Origin of the sequence: Pedobacter sp. MC2016-05, assembly GCF_026239735.1 — a bacterium.
Lineage (GTDB): Bacteria > Bacteroidota > Bacteroidia > Sphingobacteriales > Sphingobacteriaceae > Pedobacter.
Map to the genome: position 1 here is coordinate 1 of NZ_JAPIVT010000028.1, position 12,547 is coordinate 12,547.

10 protein-coding genes are annotated in these 12,547 nt (G+C 38.8%); 5 read left to right on the forward strand and 5 right to left on the reverse strand.

Annotation, left to right across the window (positions count from 1 at the left end; genetic code table 11):
• On the reverse strand, positions 1-1,281 hold a 1,281-nt coding region (locus tag OQZ33_RS22595), incomplete at its 3' end, for a PDZ domain-containing protein (protein WP_265801777.1).
• Positions 1,282-1,485: 204 nt separating this feature from the next.
• Here OQZ33_RS22595 and OQZ33_RS22600 point away from each other — a divergent pair.
• The gene (locus OQZ33_RS22600) at positions 1,486-2,529 is read left to right on the forward strand and encodes a sensor histidine kinase (protein WP_265801778.1); all 1,044 of its coding nucleotides are present in this window, start codon (positions 1,486-1,488) and stop codon (positions 2,527-2,529) included.
• Complete coding sequence (locus tag OQZ33_RS22605; protein WP_265801779.1) at positions 2,522-3,241, forward strand: LytR/AlgR family response regulator transcription factor; 720 nt, start codon at positions 2,522-2,524, stop codon at positions 3,239-3,241. The genes OQZ33_RS22600 and OQZ33_RS22605 overlap by 8 nt, the downstream gene beginning before the upstream one ends.
• 284 nt (positions 3,242-3,525) lie before the next feature.
• Here the strand turns inward: OQZ33_RS22605 and OQZ33_RS22610 are convergent, their stop codons facing one another.
• From OQZ33_RS22610 to OQZ33_RS22625, 4 genes are all read right to left on the reverse strand, one after another.
• A complete protein-coding gene (locus tag OQZ33_RS22610) occupies positions 3,526-4,893 on the reverse strand; it encodes a S41 family peptidase (protein ID WP_265801780.1) in 1,368 nt (455 codons plus the stop codon).
• Between the two features lie 152 nt (positions 4,894-5,045).
• Entirely contained in the window at positions 5,046-6,182 is a 1,137-nt protein-coding gene (locus OQZ33_RS22615; protein WP_265801781.1) for an efflux RND transporter periplasmic adaptor subunit, read from the reverse strand.
• A 2-nt stretch (positions 6,183-6,184) separates the two neighbouring features.
• Positions 6,185-10,513 (reverse strand): CusA/CzcA family heavy metal efflux RND transporter, encoded by a 4,329-nt coding sequence (locus OQZ33_RS22620; protein WP_265801782.1) that lies wholly within the window; start codon positions 10,511-10,513, stop codon positions 6,185-6,187.
• Between the two features lie 66 nt (positions 10,514-10,579).
• Positions 10,580-10,972 carry a hypothetical protein gene (locus tag OQZ33_RS22625; protein WP_265801783.1) on the reverse strand — a complete coding sequence of 131 codons (393 nt, stop codon included), beginning with the start codon at positions 10,970-10,972 and terminating at the stop codon, positions 10,580-10,582.
• Positions 10,973-11,198: 226 nt separating this feature from the next.
• Here OQZ33_RS22625 and OQZ33_RS22630 point away from each other — a divergent pair, with 226 nt between their 5' ends.
• The 3 genes from OQZ33_RS22630 (at position 11,199) to OQZ33_RS22640 (ending at position 12,545) form a co-directional block, all read left to right on the forward strand.
• Complete coding sequence (locus tag OQZ33_RS22630; protein ID WP_265801784.1) at positions 11,199-11,531, forward strand: YnfA family protein; 333 nt, start codon at positions 11,199-11,201, stop codon at positions 11,529-11,531.
• A gap of 154 nt (positions 11,532-11,685) precedes the next feature.
• Positions 11,686-12,015, forward strand: a complete 330-nt coding sequence (locus OQZ33_RS22635) for an ArsR/SmtB family transcription factor (protein ID WP_265801785.1) — start codon at positions 11,686-11,688, stop codon at positions 12,013-12,015.
• 59 nt (positions 12,016-12,074) lie between these two features.
• Positions 12,075-12,545, forward strand: a complete 471-nt coding sequence (locus OQZ33_RS22640; protein WP_265801786.1) for a DUF6428 family protein — start codon at positions 12,075-12,077, stop codon at positions 12,543-12,545.
• Positions 12,546-12,547: the final 2 nt, after the last annotated feature.

The window sequence follows — 12,547 nt, forward strand, 5'->3', positions numbered from 1 at the left end:
TATCGCGTTTTTACTGTTCAGTTCAGTTGATAGTCTTGCAAGGTCTTTGTCTTTTGGAAGGTCCTTATCAAAGAAATTACCAGCCCTGAACAAAGTGATATCGTCACCAATATTTTCTATACCTCTGATTTTTTTCTCTATAGCCCGTTTTTGCAGAATATCATTTTCAATAATCTTGATACTCTCTCTGTTACGACGGTCTAACATCTCCAACCTGAGATTTAAATAGGCTCCATCTCTTCTCACCTTTACATTTAAAGTCTCACCCTTTAAATTGCTAAATGCAAAAGTATCACCCCTGTCATTATTGGATGTACTTAACTCCCTGTACTTAACGGCATCATTGGAGGCAGGTAGCAATGCTCCTCTCTCTTTAAGCCAACCTTCCGTTTTTATTCCATTTATGGCGACAATCTCATCACCTGTTTTCAATGCGCTACTTTTTGCCAGAGAATCGTTTAAGAAATTTTTAACGATAATGCCTTTGCCCTCCGCTTTATAATCAAAGGGCGGATAATATCTGACTTTGAAAATATCACTGATCATTTTCAAATTGCCGTTTTCCATAAACTCTCCTCCGTGGGTATCATTAATTGCAACCTCTAAAATTAAAACACTCTTCTCATAGTCGGACCTGTTCTTGATCTCCCTGAATACAGGTACCATTGATGTCAAAACCTTTCTCCAGTCCTTATCCATAATATATTTATAGGGAAAAAGATATTCAATGGCATTCCAGGCCTTTGCAAGGGTCAGTAAATTCATTTTCTCCTCGTTAAACGCATAAGTGCTATAGGCAGCTTCATTTGGCAGATCGCTTTCATACCAAACTGCAGGAATATATTGATGTTTGGCACTCAGATTCACCTGATTGGACAATGCCCTTAATTGTTTTCTCAAAGCAGCCGCATACCTCTTGTCTTGAATCCAATTGTAGTCAACATTTTTAAGCAAATGCTGGTAGCTGTTTAATGCATCGTGGTCATAATGGTGTGCTTTTGCCGAGAACGCAGGATCAACTGATCCTATCATCGTTGATACCAACCGGCTGAACTGCTTTTCATCAGCATTTTTAACCGAATCAATCAGTGATAGAAACACTTTATCTGCATCAAATTTGCCAACAATGCTTTTTTGAGATTTGTACTTCACCAACCCCCATATCTGGATGAACTGCTTTATATTCTGATTTTGAATCTTCATGTTTTTTTCTTGTGCCTGTACATTAACTATCTGGAAAAACAGGCTAACGGATATGAAGCAATATTTAAGAGTTTTCATCTGCTTATTTTTGGTTTGACTCCTCAAATGTCTATAACTGAGCCTGCAGAAAGAAAAGCGATTGACCAACGCCAAATTTTTGCTGACAAGCAAGAAATGATGCGTAAATCAATCTTGTGTATGCGTTGACCCATCTTGTCAATGAAATTGACCCTGTAGTGTATTTACCTTCCTTACAATCTTAATTTAACATACTTTTAAACCATGAACAAACGATTATTTTTCTATCTGCATATCGGTTATTGGCTATTGGTACTGCTGCAGGTGTTGTTAGTAGCCCTGGGTACCGGGGTTCTGGGTACACATTTCGACTTGCGATTATTTCTATCCATTGTATTACCTGTTAAAGCCTTACAAACTGCCTGTTCAGCTTTGTTCTTTTATATAAACTACCTTTTCCTGATTCCGTATGTACTAAAAAAAGGAACCATCCTTAGATATATAGTTTCACTGGCATGCGTTATCATTTTATTAAGCCCGCTATACTACTTAATGGAACAGATTGTATATCCTTTAATCGGCTGGAAGAGCTATAACATGGATCTCGACTTATTTTTCGCTTTCATTATTACCTTGGGTGCCAATTTTCTGAATATCTTTTTGGGCCTGCTGTTGAGTTACCTAATGGATTGGCGCACCATCCGTGCCGAAAAAGAAGTAGTAGAGAAGGAACATTTAAAAACCGAACTGGCCTTTTTAAAATCACAGGTAAATCCACACTATCTGTTCAACACCATTAACGATATCTATTCGCTTACCCAACAACAATCTGAAGAAGCACCGGAAGCCCTACTTAAGCTTTCTGAGGTGTTGCGTTATATGTTGAGGGAAAGTGATGACCCTTATGTGCCATTGGCAAATGAAATAGATTATCTGAACAATGTGATCGACCTACAAAAAATTGGACAAAAAGGCAATTCACATATCAATTTCAAAGTAGTGGGCAAAATAGAACATCAGAAAATTGCGCCACTGATTCTGATCAATTTTATAGAGAATGCCTTTAAACATGGTGTTTTTAAAAATAGAGAAGAACCCATTCAAATTTTAGTTACTATTGATCAGCAGGCTTTTCATTTGCATCTTCGCAATAAAATAAATGTTGCCAAAAAAGACAGAACTGGCGGGATTGGCTTGGTCAATGTTCAAAGGCGCCTCGCGTTGATCTATCCAAACCGCCATAAGCTTTTGATTGACCCTCAAACTGATACCTTTATTGTTGATTTAAAAATTGACCTTTATGATTAGATGCATCGTTGTAGATGACAAACCTTTGGCCATTGATGTTTTAGAACATTATATCTCTAAAGTTCCATCTCTGAGTTTAACTTTTACTACTGTCAACCCTTTGGATGCATTAAATAAAGTAATTGAGGGTGAAGTAGATCTGGTTTTTCTCGACATACAGATGCCCGAGCTCAGTGGACTTCAGTTCATGAAGATCGTAAAAGGGAAATGTTTAGTTATCTTAACCACCGCTTATGCCGAGTATGCCCTGGAAGGTTTTGATAACGATGCTGTTGATTATTTATTAAAGCCCGTCTCATTTGAACGTTTTTATAAAGCTGTAGAAAAAGCCCGGCTCATCTTAAAAGGGTTGGCAGAGATAGCCAGACCAAGCGCCTCATTTTCTGTGAAGGAAAAAGAAATCAGCCATATTTTTGTAAAAACCGAATACAAGCTGGTTAGGGTTAACATAGCTGATATCCTATACATTGAGGGTTTGCAAAACTATGTGATGATTTATACAGCCAACGAAAAGATCACCAGTCTGCAAACCATGAAAAAAACCGAAGAGCAGTTACCTTCCATTCAGTTTATCCGAATTCATAAGTCTTTTATTATAGCCATTGATAAGATTACCAGTATCGAAAGAAACCGTGTGAGCATTGGAGAAAAAACAATACCATTGGGCGAAGTTTATCGCGAAGCTTTTTATAAGGCGATTGCGAATAATTAGCATTTGCTTAATATTATTATTTACTCATGTGGAATTAATAAAATTCAATAAGAAAGACTCTTTATAAGTTGTATAGGTGTATTTTTCCCACTCCGAAATTCTATTTTCTTTAAAGATTGCCCACGTCTTCTTGCAACTTTTATTTTTTTTTAAAACCTTTCTACCATTAGTAAACAAGATAGGTGTTTTAAGAATTCAACATTGTCTGTATTGAATGAATCAAGAAAAGAATGAAATAATGGAAAGTATATCATAAGTAAAAAGCAAAATCGATGATTGATAATTTAGCGTACTATTTGGAGTATATAGCTGATTACCCGATCAGAATTGTGAATTTTATCCTTCATGGATGGTTCAATCAGTATATCAGGAATTACTGCATGGCTGGTATTTGGATCACAATCTACACCTAGGTCAAAGGTAGTAGTGGTTTGAATTTTTAATTTACTGCTGGGCAGTTCCACTAGATAACCTTCACCAAAATCATTGGTATTTTCCCCGGTAGGCTGTCCTATAACTGTTGCCATGTGATATTCTTTTACCCCGTCAGCCAACATATTTGCACTTGAAAATGTCAACGGCCCTGTTATAAGATATACCTTTCCGGTAAATAAGAGTTTATTATCTACAAACATAGGGTCGTGTGGGCCACACTTCCTATAATCCAATACTGTATTATTTTCTTTCTTAAGATAAGATTGGGTTGAATCACCGTGACCAGTTAGAAAGTCTTTATATCGTTGGCTAACACGCCAAAATCGACCTCCGGAAAGTGAATATGGTTTAACATTGAAATAACTGATCAATAAATCAGCAATCTGCGAATTGCCACCCAAATTTTTACGCAGATCAATAACCATGGTATTAATATTTTTAGTTTTTAAAGCCGTAAAGCAAGAATCAAAAAATGCAGTGTATGCTTTAAAATCCGGCTCCATGGTATTTAAGGCCAGATAACCTATCTTGTTTTCCTTTACTTCAAACTTGAACCTCTGGTTATTTATCTGCGGTAATGCTTTTGCTAAACATTCTTTTAAGGGAATTCCCCCCTGAATAGTGATGAAGTTTTCCTTTCCCTTATATCGGTATCGCACCTTGAAAGGAGGCTTTACATCAGAGAGATACAAGAAGTTTCCGATAAGATTTATTGCCATTTCCTTTTGGTAAGAGGGCAATCCACCAATCATTGAGCTTGTTTTTTTATAGAAGCTTTTCATATCTAAATCATTTATAGAAGTGATTGATGCTCCGGTTGGGATGTTGAACTGCTTTTTCTGGACAGGCAAATAGACATTATAATTTTTATCAGCAACTAATTCAAATGGAAAGTATATATTTTTCTTAAAATCAGATTTAAAAATCTGCTGAACTATGGTGGGCATGGTGTGTCCATCCTTTATGCTTGATGTAAGATGACTCATGACCATTGTGAACGATTTCACTGATATGGAGTCACCAATTGAGTTTTTTAAGCTATCTGTTACCTTTCTGTATGACTCCTGACTTATATATAAGTACGGATTGTAATGAACTTCAAATAGCGCTTGGTTATAGTAATCAATATCTGCTATAGCCTGGGATTTTAAAATATATTGTGCGTTAAGCTTTTGTGTGAGTATCAGGCAAATCGTAAAAAGATATAAGCACTTCATTTATGTAATTTTTAATAAGATGTTGTTTCATATGCTAAGGTTGCAAGTGTTACGAAATAAACTTAATTGTACTGGATTTCGGTTTGGTGAATAACAATCAAGTGATAAGCATTCTATTAAAAAGCGGTGAATTTTTGATAGGCCTAAGATCTTTACTCTGCAGTATTTTTCAACTTCATTAACAGCGAATATGCGCCACGTAAAACGATCTTTTTCCCATTCAAACTGTTTCCAACCACAGTTTGATTATTTTCCGACACCCCTTTTTGCAAAGCAGTCATACGGAAGGTGGAATCGCTTTCTTTGATAAATACATAGTCCTTTTTTTCAAAATTGACGATGGCCTCATTAGGTATCGCTTTCTCCCTTTTGGCATTCAGCTGAATCTCAGCATTCATGTACATGCCAGGTGTTAAGCTTTTATCTTCCTGATCGAAGTGACAGTGCACCTCGGCACTTCTGTTTTCGTTTAAGGAATGGCTGACTAGAATAATGCTGGAGCTAAACTTCCTATCCGGGGTGTTATTGGTGTAGGAGGTCACCTTCTGTCCGATGGAAACTTTGTCCAGATCTTTCTCGTAAACCGTTAAGTTTAGATGAATATCCTCAGGGTTGATAAGCTCAAAAATCACATCTGATGCAGTTACATATTTACCGATGTTCATATTCACCTTGCTTACATAACCATTAATGGGCGAATAAACTCTGATTGTACGCGAGATGTTTCTGGCCGTCAGATTCCTGCTGTTGATTCCGATCATGCTGAGTTTAGCTGCCAACGCACTGGTTTCCACATTCAGGTTTTTCAACTCACTTTCTGCTTGCTCAAGCACCTTATCGCTACTGGCTTTGGTACTGTTCAGTTCGCGCTGGCGTTCATATTCTTTGATGGCAAAACCTTGTCTGTTGCTCGCTCGTAAATAATCTTGTTGAAGTTGTATGTATTGCGTATCTTCCATTATCGCCAATACCTGGCCTTTGCGAACCCTCGTTCCCGGCAACATTTCTGTCGATTTTAAATAGCCACCCAAAGGGATGCTTACCGAAACCAGATTCTGAGGTGGGACGTCTATCTGTCCGCTTAATTTTAGTACCTTGCCCAAATCCTGAAGTTTCGTTTCGCCAATTTCCAGGTTGATGTTTTTAGCTTCTTTCGCATTCAAATACACCAAATCACTATTCGTCGTTTTGGGTTCTTCCGTTGTTTTTTCTTCCTTCCTACTGCAAGCAACTAAGCATACTGACAAGGCTGCAAAGGCTAAGAACTGTTGATATAACTTAAAATTCATTGTTATTTTGATAAAAGATAATTTAAATTAATAATGCTGTTGTTCAGGTTTTTTACCGCATCAAAATAATCGAGCTGAACCTGTAAAGATTGTTGATTGAGGATGGTCCATTCCAGATAGTTGATCTCTCCGTTTTTAAGCTGTTTATCTAAAGTCAGCGTTACGGCAACTGCATTTTTTAATGCAGTGTTCTCATACTCTTCGACTACATCTTCATATTGATCTACCTGCATGAGTACGCTTTCAAATTCTGTATGCAATTGTTTGCTCCGGTAATCCGTATCGTTTTTCGCAATCAGCTCCTGCGTTTTGGCAGATTTTATCCTCGCCCTCTGGGCACCTGCAAACACCGGAATTTCTATGCCAAGCTGAACAGATTGGAACCTGCTTCCCCTGTTGTAACTAATGCCATCCTGCAAGCTCATATTATTGTAAGCCAAGGAAATATCAGGCAAAAGCTTTGCCCTTTCCGTTCTGATAGATGCTTCTGCAACCCGCTCCTGCTGGCGCTGCCAGTTCAAATAAATATGTGATGCAAGTGCTGAACTATCAGCTTGTGGTACATCTAGTTTTAACTTGCCTGAAATGGGCACAAGCTTTTCATTGGTATTCATCAAGAGCATCAATTCGCGTAAGCGCAAATCTTTTTGATGAACAAGGTTTTTCTCCTGAATTTTCAATTGCGACAACTGATTTTCGGCAGATGCCTTTTCGAGCATATTGGTTTCCCCAGCTTTTAGGCGCAATATAGCAACCCTTAGAAATGCAGTATAGGCCGAGTCCATTCTTTTCAACAGCTTGTCCTTTTCATCAATTACCAGCAGTTCATAAAATACAGACCTCGTGATTTTTTTAATCTCTGCTTCTTTCACATTCACCTCCATCAAAATAGCCTTCCACTCCTCGCTCAGCTGTTTGATTTGTCTGTTGTATACAGTTGGCAAGCTGAAACTTTGCGAGATACTGAACTTATCATCGGTAAGCGGACTATTGAAATTTCCATACTCTGCCCCAACGATAGTTTTCGGAAGATTACTTCCTGTCTTAATGAGTAGCTTGGCTTGTTCTGCTCTCAATTGACGGTTTTTGATCAATAAATTATTGGAAACGGCGGTTTCAATGGCTTCGTTAACAGAAATTCTTCGTTGAGCGCTGGCTGGCAAGAAAGCCATCAATACTAAAATTGTGGCAATAACGGGTTTCGCAACTTTTGCCTTGATGCCTTTTTCAAAGACAATGTAAAGAACAGGCAGAACAAATAAAGTAAGTAGAGTGGCAATCATTAAGCCGCCGATTACTACTGTAGCCAAAGGTCGTTGGACGGATGCACCTGCACCGTTGCTTAAGGCCATAGGCAAAAAACCAAGTGATGCTACGAAAGCAGTCATCAGTACTGGCCTTAAACGGGTTACCGTTCCGCTGGTTACAATTTTTCTTAAATCTGTTTCTCCGGAATTTTTGATCCGGTTGAATTCTGCCACCAATACAATTCCGTTGAGTACGGCAATTCCAAAAAGTGCAATGAAGCCTACACCGGCACTGATGCTAAAAGGCATCCCACGGATGGAGAGTAGAAAAATCCCTCCTATGGCCGAAAGTGGAATAGCAGTGTAGATCAGCAGGCCATATTTGATGGAATTAAAAGCAAAATATAAGAGTAAAAATATCAGCACCAATGAAACCGGTACCGCAACAGACAAACGTGATTTCGCCTCATTCAGGTTTTCAAATGAGCCACCAAAGCTTACGGTGTAGCCTGTGGGCAACTTAATTTGTGCTGCTACTTTCTCCTGAAGTTCTTCTACAATACTTTCCACATCCCTGCCGTTCACATTAAAACCAACCAGTATTCTTCGCCGTGTATCTTCACGCTGAATCTGGCTTGGACTATCGACCAATGTCACTGATGCCACCTGGTTTAAAGGAATTTGTATCCCCGCAGGTGTCGGGATCAGTAAATTCTGAACATCCTGAATTTCTTTCCGCTGATCGTGTTGCAACCTCACCACTAAATCGAACCGTTTTTCTCCCTCAAATACCACCCCGGTACTCTGACCAGCAAATGCTGCGTTAATATTTCTGTTGATTTCCGAGATATTCAAACCGTGCTGTGCGATAGCCGCCCGGTTGTATTTAATCACGATCTGAGGTGTACCCGTAATCTGCTCCACATACAATTCAGTGGTGCCATCTACAGTTTTGACCAGGTTCCCCAACTGCTTGGCAAAAATCCCCAGCGTATCCAGGTTTTCTCCAAAAATCTTACACACCACATCCTGCCTGGCGCCAGTCATGAGCTCATTAAACCTCATCTGAACAGGAAACTGAAAACTAGTGGTTACCCCTGGAACTTCGGCTGCGGCAGCTCCCATCTTTTCAGAGAGTTCATCGAAAGATTTAGCTGTTGTCCATTCCGATTTGGGTTTCAGATTGATGATCATATCACCCATATCCATTGGCAAGGGTTCGGTGGGTACTTCACTGCTTCCTATTTTGGTCACTACATTGATTACCTCCGGAAACCTCGATTTTAAAATACCTGCAACTTTTTTTACATTTTCCATCGTGGTATTCAGGCTACTGCCCGAAAGCATCCTGGTTTCAACCGCGTAGTCACCTTCCTCGATTGATGGAATAAATTCGCCGCCCATCCTGCTCAGCAGAAAAACAGCAATCACGAATAGAAAAACAACGAAGCCGATGATGACCTTAGGGATTCGCAATGCCCTTTTTAGTAAGGATTGATATCGATATTCGATTTTAGCCATTATCTGATCTGAAAAGTTTTGCTTGGTTTTAATCTTTTTGCTCAGGAAAACACTGCTCAGCATCGGAATGTAAGTTAATGAGAGAATAAATGCCCCAAGCAGGGCGAAGGCCACTGTTTGCGCCATAGGTTTAAACATCTTACCTTCAATTCCCTGTAAGGCAAAAATGGGCAGATAAACAATCAGGATAATAATTTGTCCAAAGACCGCACTGTTCATCATTTTTGAAGAAGCACTTTTTACTTGCTTATCCATTTCCTGCTGAGAAAGCATGGTTAGACCTGCAAACCGTTCGTTGTGGCTAAGCTGATGCATGACTGCCTCTACTATAATGACGGCTCCGTCTACAATCAAACCAAAATCCAAAGCGCCAAGGCTCATTAAGTTTCCGCTAACCCCAAAAAGGTTCATCATGATGACAGCAAAAAGCATCGATAGAGGGATAACAGATGCCACAAGCAAACCAGCTCTGAAATTTCCCAAAAATAGTACAAGCACGAAAACCACGATCAGTGCACCCTCCAATAAATTGGTCTGTACAGTACTGATTGCATTGGTTACCATATTGGTACGATCCAGGAAAGGTTCAATAACTACACCTTTGGGCAGGGTTTTCTGGATTTCGGCAATCTTTTCTTTGATACTTTTAATTACCACATTACTATTGGCTCCTTTTAGCATCATCACAATTGCACCAGAAACTTCTATCTGATCGTTATAGGTAAGTGCGCCATATCTGGTTGCAGAACCAATCACTACTTCTGCAACGTCTCTGATCAGTAAAGGCGCACCACCCTTGTTGCTCCTGATTACCACATTCTCGATATCTTCCTTATTGCCAATCAATCCCTCACTCCTGATGTAAAGCACGGTAGATTGCTTCTCAATATAAGCCCCGCCGGTATTCTGGTTATTGCTTTCCAGCGCATCAAAAATATCGGCGATGGTAATTCCATACGACTGCAACTTACCAGGACTGATAGCAACTTGATATTGTTTCAGTTTACCACCATAACTGCTCACTTCGGCAACACCTTTCACCCCAAGCAACTGACGGCGAACTACCCAGTCTTGAATAGTTCGAAGTTCGGTAATGTCGTACTTTCCCTCATAACCTTTTTCCGGCCTGACCACATATTGGTAGATTTCTCCCAAGCCAGTCGATATGGGCCCCATTTCAGGTTTTCCAATTCCATCAGGAATGGATTCCTGAACAACAATAAGGCGTTCTGAAACCTGCTGTCTCGCCCAGTAAACATCTACATCATCACTGAAAACCAGTGTAACAAGTGATAAACCGAACCGGCTATAACTCCTAATTTCTTTGATCCCGGCAATATTGCTGCTGGCCTGTTCTACAGGAAAAGTGACCAAGCGCTCAATATCAGTTGCGCCGTAAGAGGGTGCTACGGTAATGATTTGCACTTGATTATTGGTAATATCGGGCACAGCATCTATCGGCAATTTAAAGAGTTCAAAAACTCCATATATAATTAGGGCGATGGTAAACAACGCCACGATGAGTTTGTTCTTTACAGAAAACCCAATGATTCTATTAAGCATAAAAAATGAATATGATCTTTCTCAATTAAAAAAGGAATGACCACAAAAAGAGGGCATTTCCTGAACCTAGATTACGGAAATGCTTTTGGGAGGTTGCCAGATTTTAATTGTATCCGGACTTGGAATATAGCCTTCCGTATAATGGAAAGCATCATTCTTAACAATTATTTTAACAGCCTTTTCAAAATTGTTTAAATGCGAAACGGGAATTGCGGGTGTTAAAAAGCTACTCATATCAATGGTTTTGAACGGTAGCTGATCATCTCTTTCCTGATCATTATCGGTATGTGGTACAGAATTATAATGATCGTAAATGAAACCGAAGAAACTTAGATTACAGTTGAACTGCTTGTGCTCATTAAAATGTTGAAAAAGCACAGGAAGTTTCAGTATCTCCCTGAACTCCGTAGTAGAGAATAAATACAGCACCAGAATAGTAAAAGTAATGCGCTTTTTCAATGCGCTAAAGTTAGCCAAAAAGAGTTGATGACAAAAAATTTTGTGTAACAATATTCATTTCGATATTTCGAAAGTTATCAATCATGCTATTTATCATATCTCGGCTATTGGGTTATTTATATAATTACATCAAAGAGAAAACTATCTCAGAAAACGAATGAATAATAATTAATCTATGTTTGTTATGCATTTAACCTAAATATGAAAATAATAATAATTTTGGCGTATGGATGTAATCAGATCATTGGCAATATTTATTTTAGCAGGTTTCTGTGAAATTGGGGGTGGCTACCTTATATGGTTATGGCTGAAAGAGAGTAAACCTCTATATTTCGGAATAATAGGAGCAATAATTTTAATTGCCTATGGAGTTATTGCTACGTGGCAAACAGCAAATTTTGGTAGAGTTTATGCAACTTATGGCGGAGTGTTTATTGTTATGGCATTATTGTGGGCATGGAAGGTCGATGGATTTAAACCCGACAAATTTGATATAATTGGTGCAACCATTGCTTTGATAGGTGTCTGTATAATCATCTATGCACCAAGAGTATCCTAAAAATATTTTCTTATGACTTTTTAAAGAAAAGATGAAAAGCATATCTTTCTTACAAAAAACAGTGGATTTGCACTATTGCTATCCAATTTAAGTTACGAATGCTCTGATAAATTTGTTATTTAACGAGAACAATCGTAATATTGCAATATAAATTATGGGACTTACAAAAACCGAAATGTTTACCTCCGAGCAGAATCAGCTTGCGCAGCTATTAAAAGCAATGGCCCACCCTGCCCGTATTGCTATTCTGCAAAGAATACTAGTTTCCAATACTTGTATTTGTGGTGATCTTGTAGAAGAGCTGGGTCTTGCCCAAGCTACAATATCTCAGCATTTAAGGGAATTAAAGTCTGTCGGGATTATCCAGGGTACCATTGAAGGGGTTAGCGTTTGTTATTGCATAAACCCGGTAACATGGAAATTACTGGAAACCCAAATAGGTGCTTTCCTTGGATCATATAAGCTAAAAGCCGACTGCTGCTAGCTTTTTTTTAATCAATTCAATCGTTTAATTGCAATATAATAATACCTAGATATTTGATTATGAAACTATCAGAAATAAAAGCCCACTTGGCGCAAGCTGAAAGCGTAAACTTTCAGTTAGAAAACGGTACACCAGTTCCTGAACATTTCCATGTGACCGAAGTTGGTGTTGTTACAAAAGACTTTATTGATTGTGGCGGTACAGTACGTCATGAAAAAGTGGCCAACTTTCAACTTTGGGATGCCAACGATTTTGAACATCGTTTGAAAGCAGGCAAGCTGCTAAACATTATATCACTTTCTGAAAAAGTATTAGGGATGGAAGATCTAGAAATCGAAGTAGAATACCAGGCTCAGACAATTGGTAAATACGACCTTGGTTACGATGGTAAAAACTTCTTGCTTATTGCTAAGACAACAGCATGCCTTGCCCCGGATCTATGTGGTGTTCCTGAAGTAAAACAGAAAGTACAATTGCAGAATCTTGCTGTTTCCGGATCAGTGTGTACACCAGGTGGCGGTTGCTGCTAAAT

What these genes read in the sequence shown, in the direction of transcription:
- OQZ33_RS22610 (WP_265801780.1), bottom strand. Translation starts at nt 4,893, where the DNA reads ATGAAGTGCTTATATCTTTTTACGATTTGCCTGATACTCACACAAAAG.
- OQZ33_RS22630 (WP_265801784.1), top strand. Translation starts at nt 11,199, where the DNA reads ATGGATGTAATCAGATCATTGGCAATATTTATTTTAGCAGGTTTCTGT.
- OQZ33_RS22640 (WP_265801786.1), top strand. Translation starts at nt 12,075, where the DNA reads ATGAAACTATCAGAAATAAAAGCCCACTTGGCGCAAGCTGAAAGCGTA.
- OQZ33_RS22635 (WP_265801785.1), top strand. Translation starts at nt 11,686, where the DNA reads ATGGGACTTACAAAAACCGAAATGTTTACCTCCGAGCAGAATCAGCTT.
- OQZ33_RS22615 (WP_265801781.1), bottom strand. Translation starts at nt 6,182, where the DNA reads ATGAATTTTAAGTTATATCAACAGTTCTTAGCCTTTGCAGCCTTGTCA.
- OQZ33_RS22620 (WP_265801782.1), bottom strand. Translation starts at nt 10,513, where the DNA reads ATGCTTAATAGAATCATTGGGTTTTCTGTAAAGAACAAACTCATCGTG.
- OQZ33_RS22605 (WP_265801779.1), top strand. Translation starts at nt 2,522, where the DNA reads ATGATTAGATGCATCGTTGTAGATGACAAACCTTTGGCCATTGATGTT.
- OQZ33_RS22600 (WP_265801778.1), top strand. Translation starts at nt 1,486, where the DNA reads ATGAACAAACGATTATTTTTCTATCTGCATATCGGTTATTGGCTATTG.